General features: G+C 76.9%; 5 protein-coding genes. 1 reads left to right on the plus strand and 4 read right to left on the minus strand.

The features are described 5' to 3' along the window. Positions 1 to 22: 22 nt before the first annotated feature. The 4 genes from C6N75_RS20845 to C6N75_RS20860 form a co-directional block, all read right to left on the minus strand. Positions 23 to 1,330: a glycosyltransferase gene (locus C6N75_RS20845; RefSeq protein WP_105870436.1), complete on the minus strand. Its 1,308-nt coding sequence runs from the start codon at positions 1,328 to 1,330 to the stop codon at positions 23 to 25. Further along, positions 1,327 to 2,292, minus strand: a complete 966-nt coding sequence (locus C6N75_RS20850; protein ID WP_105870437.1) for a glycosyltransferase — start codon at positions 2,290 to 2,292, stop codon at positions 1,327 to 1,329. Before C6N75_RS20850 ends, C6N75_RS20845 begins: the two co-directional genes overlap by 4 nt. A 3-nt stretch (positions 2,293 to 2,295) precedes the next feature. Further along, on the minus strand, positions 2,296 to 3,975 hold the full coding sequence (locus C6N75_RS20855; protein ID WP_105870438.1) for a carbamoyltransferase family protein: 1,680 nt from the start codon (positions 3,973 to 3,975) through the stop codon (positions 2,296 to 2,298). Between the two features lie 149 nt (positions 3,976 to 4,124). Next, positions 4,125 to 5,102: an NAD-dependent epimerase/dehydratase family protein gene (locus C6N75_RS20860; RefSeq protein WP_105870439.1), complete on the minus strand. Its 978-nt coding sequence runs from the start codon at positions 5,100 to 5,102 to the stop codon at positions 4,125 to 4,127. 226 nt (positions 5,103 to 5,328) lie between these two features. Here C6N75_RS20860 and C6N75_RS20865 point away from each other — a divergent pair. Further along, the coding region (locus C6N75_RS20865) for a DUF4140 domain-containing protein (protein ID WP_146132625.1) at positions 5,329 to 6,244 on the plus strand (916 nt) is incomplete at its 3' end.

Below are 6,244 nucleotides of genomic sequence, written 5' to 3' on the forward strand. Positions count from 1 at the left end.
GTGGGGGAGGGGGTGGTGCGGCTCAGGCGGCCCCGGTGACCGCGCGGCGGGCCGCGAGCACCGCGGCGTACTCCCGCTCGGTGGCCGCCGCGACCCGCCCCCAGCCGTACCGGCTGAGCACCCGCCGCCGCCCGGCCGCCCCGCAGGAGGCCCGCAGCGCCGGATCGGCCAGCAGGTCCGCGACGGCGGCGGCCAGCGCCTCCGGGTCGCGCGGCGGCACCAGCCGGCCGGTCGCCGGGTCGGCCACCGTGTCGAGCTGGCCGCCCACCGCGCTGGCCACCACCGGCCGCCCGCAGGCCATCGCCTCCAGCGGCACGATGCCGAACGGCTCGTAGTCCGCCGGGCAGAGCACCACGTCCGCGCTGCGCAGCAGCGGCGCCACCTCGTGCGGCGGTACGCCGCCGGTGAACCGCACCCGGTCGGCGACGCCCGCCAGCCTGGCCTCCTCGCGGAGCTTGCGGACCTCCGGGTCGGCGTCCACCCGGTCGGCCGGCGGGCCGCCGACGATCAGCAGCTCGGTGTCGGGCAGCCGGCCGAGCGCCGCCAGCGCGACCGCCGCGCCCTTGCGCGGCACCAGCCGGCCCAACTGCACCAGCCGGTGCGGCAGGCCGCCGGTGCGCGGCGCGGACGGCCCGTCCGGGCGGAACTGCTCGGTGTCCACGCCGCACGGCACGATCCCGGCCTTCTCCACCGGCACCCGCATCATCGACAGCTCGAACACCTCGTCGTGGCAGGTGGCCACGATCCGGTCGCAGCCCAGGCCCACCTCCCGCTCGCGCTCCACCCGCTCGGCCGGGCTGGTGTCCGCCTCGCCCTGGTGCCGCCGCTTGACGGCGCCGAGCGCGTGGTACGTGTGCACCAGCGGCAGCCCGGCCGCGCGCACCGCCCGCAGCGCGGCGAGCCCCGACATCCAGTAGTGCGAGTGCACCAGGTCCGGCGGGCGGGTGCGCCACTGCCGGGCCATCCAGTCGCCGAAGTCGTCCATGTACGGCAGCAGCGTGTCCTTCGGCACCTGCTCGGCCGGGCCGGCCGGCACGTGGCGGACCTCCACCCCGGGCCGCAGCGCGACCCGTTCGGGCAGCTCCGGGTCGTCCCGCCGGGTGTAGACCACCACATGGTGGCCCCGGTCGGCGAGCGCCCCGGCCAACTTGGCGACGTGCACGTTCTGCCCGCCGGCGTCCACCCCGCCGAGCGCCGCCAGCGGACTGGCGTGCTCGGAGACCAGCGCCAGGCGCAGAGCGCGCCCGCCGCCCGGGCCGCCGGCCGGCGGCGGACCCAGCGTGGCGGCGCCGGACGGCCGGGTCGCCGCGGCCGGTTCGAGGGACGTCATGAGCGCACCTCCGTCATCAGGCGCTCCCAGTCGGCCAGGAAGCGCTTCAGCCCGTACCGTTCGAGGGCCGCCTGCCGGGCCCGCGCCCCGTCCTCGGCGGCCGCCGCCGGGTCGTCCAGATAGCGGCGGGCCGCCCGGGCCAGCACCTCCGGCCGGGTGGACAGCGTGCCGGCGCCGGCCGGCACCGCCTCCACCGCCTCGGTGGTCGCCAGCGCCACCACCGGCATCCCCAGGTGCATCGCCTCCAGCAGCGACAGGCCCAGCGAGGTCCAGCGCACCGGGTGCAGGTACAGCCGGCGCTCGGCCATCGCCGCGTGCAGCTCCCGCTGCGGCAGGTCGGCCGTGCGCACCCGGTCCTCGCCGAGCCCCAGATGGGCCGCGAGACCCTCCGTGCGCATCCCGAACACGTCCAGCGGCGCGGCCTCGCTCAGCGCGGGCAGCAGGTCCGTGCCGGTGTGCCGCCCGCGCCGCACCGGCTCGTTGACCACCACCGCGGCCCGCGCCACCCGGCCGGTGTACAGATGGCCCGGGTCGACCACGCCGTGCTCGATGACCTCGGCGCGCGTCGACCCGCAGTCCCAGAAGAGCCGGTTGAAGTGGGTGACGTGCACCAGCGTCAGGTCCGCGCGGTCCGCGCACGGATGGCGGGTCAGCGGCACGTCCCCGTCCGGCGCGTTGTGCTCCAGGTAGACCGCCGGCACGTCCCGGCCCGGCCGCCGCCCGCCCAGCCACCGCTCGGTGAGCTCCAGTTCGTGCGGCCGCTGGAGGACCACCAGGTCCACCGGGTGCTCCCGCAGCTCCTCGGGGGTCACCTCCACCACCGAGTCCGGCCAGGGGAAGGTGCGCGCCCGGCCCAGCCCGTCCGGGCAGCGGTCCGGCGTCACCGGCACCAGATAGCGGTGCGGCCCCTGCACGAACGCCGTCGTCCACGACCCGTGCACATGCCACAGCAGGATGTCCACCGCTCACACCCCCCGGCGCCGGGAGGCGTCGTCGGTGTCGTCGGAGCGGAAGAAGTCCCCGCGCCGCACCGCGTACGGGCCGATCGCCAGCAGGTCCACCGGCGAGGAGCCGAAGCACTCCAGCGCGTCCCGGGGGTCGTCCACCATCGGCCGGCCGGCCGTGTTCAGGCTGGTGTTGACCACCACCGGCAGCCCGGTGCGCCGCTCGAACTCGCCCAGCATCCGGGCCACCAGCGGCTCGGTGCGGGCGTCCACCGTCTGGATCCGGGCCGTGCCGTCCACGTGCACCACCGCCGGGATGCGCTCCCGCCAGCCTTCCGCGACCCCGTGCGTGAAGAGCATGTACGGCGAGGGGATCTGACCTGTGAACAGCTCGCCCGCCCGCTCCGCCAGCACCATCGGCGCCACCGGCCGGAACTGCTCGCGCCCCTTCACGTCGTTCAGCCGCTCCAGGTTCCCCGCGTGCCCGGGGTGCGCCAGCAGCGAGCGGTGCCCCAGCGCGCGCGGCCCGAACTCCGAACGCCCCTGGAACCACGCGACGATCCCGTTGTCCGCCAGCGTCTGCGCGACCGTCGCCGCGATGTCCTGCGGCCGGTCGAACGGCACCGCCGCCGTCTTCAGCCAGGCTCCCAGCTCCGCGTCCGTCCAGTCCCGGCCCAGGTCCGCGCCCGGCATCGGCTCCGGCTCGTCGCCCTCCCGGGCCGCCAGCAGCAGCGCCCCGCCCAGCGCCGTCCCGGCGTCCCCCGCCGCCGGCTGCACCCACACCCGGTCGAACGGCCCCTCGGCCGCGATCCGGGCGTTGGCCACGCAGTTCAGCGCCACCCCGCCGGCCATCGTCAGCAACCGGTCGTGCGTCTGGCCGTGCAGCCAGCGCACCAGGTCCAGCAGCGTCTCCTCCAGCACCGCCTGGGCGCTGGCCGCCACGTCCGCGTGGTCCTGCGTCCAGGCCTCGTCCGGCCGGCGCGGCGGGCAGAACTCCGCCCACGGCACCCCGGTCGCCCGGAAGCCGCCGTCCCCGGTCGGGTGCACGTACCTGCGCAGCTCGGCCAGCAGCCGGGGCCGGCCGTGCGAGGCCAGCGCCATCACCTTGAACTCGTCCGAGGAGCGCAGGAAGCCCAGGTGGTCGGTCAGCTCCTCGTACACCAGGCCCAGCGAGTGCGGCAGCTCCTGCGAGCGCAGCGGCTCCAGCCGGCTGTGCACCCGCCGCGCCGCCAGGTGCGAGGCGCACTCGCCGCGGCCGTCCAGCACCAGGACGGAGGAGGTGTCCGCGCCCTCGGCGGCGAACGCGCCGGAGGCGGCGTGCGCCATGTGGTGCGGCACGAACCGCACGAAGCCCGGGTCCAGCCCCGGCAGCGCGTCGGCCAGGAAGTGCGGCGCCTGGCGGGCGTAGGTCTGCCGCAGGTGGTCCCACGGGTCGTCCAGGCCCATCTCGCCCGCGTCCCGCGCCAGTTCCGGGTCGAAGGAGTAGGCGACCGCGTCCAGGTCCTGCGGGCGCAGCCCGGCTCGCCGCAGACACCAGGCGGCCGCCTGGCCCGGCAGCTCCCAGGCGGAGAACGGCACCGGCCGCTTGCCGTGCTTGCGGCGGGAGAAGCGTTCCTCCTCGGCGGCGGCGACGGTGTGCCCGTCGATCACCAGCGCGGCGGCCGGATCGTGGAAGAGGGCGTTGATTCCGAGGATGCGCATGGAGTCCCTGGCCTTTCGGCGGGTCGGTGCCTGGCCTCGCGGCCTGCGGTCGGAGCCTGGGCCGGACGGGGCCACGGGCCTGGTGGGGTGCTCGACGGGGGAGCGGGCCGGTCCCGCGCGGACGCCGGCCGGGCCGCCCCGCCGCGGATTCAGGAGGCGTCGGCGTGCTCGCGGAACCACGCGATGGTGCGCCGCAGCCCCTCCTCGGCGTCCACCCGCGGCTCCCACTGGAGCTTGTCCCGGGCCAGGGTGATGTCGGGGCAGCGCACGGCCGGGTCGTCCACCGGCCGGTCGACGTAGCGCACGTCCGAGGAGGACCCGGTCAGCTCGATCACCAGACGGGCCAGCTCCAGCACGGTCAGCTCGTGCGGGTTGCCGATGTTCACCGGCCCGCGCAGCGTGTGCGCGGCGGCCGCCAGGATCCCGGCCACCGTGTCGTCGATGTAGCACAGCGACCGGGTCTGCATCCCGTCGCCGGTCACCGTCAGCGGCTCGCCCACCAGCGCCTGCCGCACGAAGGTGGGCACCGCCCGCCCGTCGTGGCCGCGCATCCCGGGGCCGTAGGTGTTGAACAGCCGCACGATCCCGGCGTCGGTGCCGTGCACCTCGGCCTCCGCGGTGGTCAGCGCCTCGCCGAACCGCTTGGCCTCGTCGTACACGCTGCGCGGGCCGACCGGGTTGACGTTGCCCCAGTACCGCTCGTTCTGCGGGTGCTGGTGCGGGTCGCCGTACACCTCGGACGTCGAGGCGAGCAGGAACCGCGCCTCGCTGCGGTGCGCCAGCTCCAGCGCGTGCCGGGTGCCCGAACTGCCCACCTCCAGGGTGTGCAGCGGCAGCCGCAGGTAGTCCGCCGGAGAGGCCGGCGACGCGAAGTGCAGCACCAGGTCGGGGCGGCGCTTGACCGCGAACGGCTCGGAGACGTTCGCCTCCACCAGCGTGAAGCCCTCCCGGTCCAGCAGCCCGGCTATGTTGGCCCGCCGCCCGGTGCTGAAGTCGTCCACGCAGGTGACGGCCGCGCCCGCGTCCAGCAGCGCGGTGCACAGGTGCGAGCCGACGAACCCGGCGCCGCCGGTGACCACGGCATGCTCCCAGTCGCGGCGGGGCCCGTTCGGAAAAGCGGTGTCCATGCGGTCTCCTGACGTACGCGAGGGCCGGGGCCGTCCGTGCGGTGGCGCGGCGCGGCGCCCGGGCCGGACCAGTGCCCCCGCCACCTGCCCTCAGGCTGGGCCGAACGGTCACGGGCGGCGCGGTGGTGTACGCCGATGGGGTGGTGACGGACCGTGCGCACCGCGCGCCGCCTGGCCCGGACCCTGGCGTAGGCTCCCCTCACCAAGGGGAGACGGGGGAGCGGTCATGACGGCGGGAACGCAGGGCGGTTGGGCCTCGGTGCTCGACTCGGTCACCGTGTACGCCCAGGGAGCCCTCTGCCGCCGACGGGCCCGGGGCGACGTCCCGCCCGGCGGCCGGGTGCGGGTCACCGGACTGCCCCGCACCCTCGATTCGGCCTCGCTGCGGGTGCGGGCCCTGGCGCCCGCAGGGGTGCGCGTCACCGAGGCGCGCGTCGCCTGGGACGCCGAACCGGACGCCGACGCCGACGGCGGCGCCGACGGGACGGATGGCGGCGGCGACCTGCGGCGCGAGGTGGAGAGGCTGGAGGAGGCCTGCGACGCGGTCCGCGACCGCCGGGACCGGCAGCTCGCCCTGATCGCGGAGGTCGGCGCGCTCCGCCCGGTCCTGCCCGCCCGCCGGCGCGACGAGGCGCACCGCCGCACACCGGTGGACGCCTGGCTGGCCCTGGCCGACTTCACCGAGGAGCGGCTCACCGCGCTGCACGCCCGCCTCGCCGAGCTGGAGCAGGAGGTCCGCGAGACGGAGCACCGCCTCGCCGTGGCCGCCGACCGGTTGCGCCGCGCCTCGACCGACCGGCCGCAGTCCCGCGTACGCACCGAGGTCAGCGCGGTGCTGGCGCTCGACGTGCCCGGCCCGGCCACCCAGGTGGAGCTGGAGCTGGAGTACGGGGTGCCGGGCGCGGTCTGGGTTCCGGCGTACCGCCTCGCCTACCGCACGGGCGACGGCGACGGCCGACTGGTGATGCGCGCCTCCGTCGCCCAGCGGACCGGCGAGGACTGGACCGGGGTCCGCCTGGCCCTGGCCACCGCCGACCTGGGCCGCCGCACCGACCTGCCGGCGCTGCGCTCGCTGCGGATCGGCCGCCGCCAGCTTCCGCCCGCGCCCTCCGGCTGGCGCGAGCCGCCGCCCGGGCTGGGCG

This window comes from Streptomyces solincola (assembly GCF_002982015.1).
Lineage (GTDB): Bacteria > Actinomycetota > Actinomycetes > Streptomycetales > Streptomycetaceae > Streptomyces > Streptomyces solincola.

What these genes read in the sequence shown, in the direction of transcription:
- C6N75_RS20845 (WP_105870436.1), bottom strand. Translation starts at nt 1,330, where the DNA reads ATGACGTCCCTCGAACCGGCCGCGGCGACCCGGCCGTCCGGCGCCGCC.
- C6N75_RS20855 (WP_105870438.1), bottom strand. Translation starts at nt 3,975, where the DNA reads ATGCGCATCCTCGGAATCAACGCCCTCTTCCACGATCCGGCCGCCGCG.
- C6N75_RS20860 (WP_105870439.1), bottom strand. Translation starts at nt 5,102, where the DNA reads ATGGACACCGCTTTTCCGAACGGGCCCCGCCGCGACTGGGAGCATGCC.